The 334-nt window shown below is 48.8% G+C and carries 1 pseudogene; it reads left to right on the top strand.

Going from position 1 to position 334, the window contains the following annotated elements:
- A pseudogene (locus tag A7090_RS22320) lies at window positions 1-272 on the top strand (transposase); the annotation flags it as partial.
- Window positions 273-334 lie beyond the last annotated feature (62 nt).

Raw genomic sequence — 334 nt, forward strand, 5'->3', positions numbered from 1 at the left:
ATAAAAAAGAGCCGAAAGGCCGGAAGAATCGCCGCTCACGTTGCCGCATAGAGCGTAAATCCCAAATAAAGGATGGACATTCTTCGGCAAAAGAACCGTGGCTTATCTTTAGCAGTACGAATGACTTTAAACCTCGGGAAATCATGAAATTGTACAGCCGTCGCATGCAAATCGAGCAGAACTTCCGGGATGAAAAAAGCGAGTGCTTCGGGTTCGCTCTGCGTGCCAGTTACAGTCGTTCCGTGGGAAGAATGCTGGTACTGAGCCTACTGGGTAAGCGTACAGCCTGAACCGTCTGGTCAGAATCTGACGAATTAGACAAAGTGGTGTCCAC

The organism is Escherichia sp. MOD1-EC7003 (assembly GCF_002965065.1).
GTDB lineage: Bacteria > Pseudomonadota > Gammaproteobacteria > Enterobacterales > Enterobacteriaceae > Escherichia.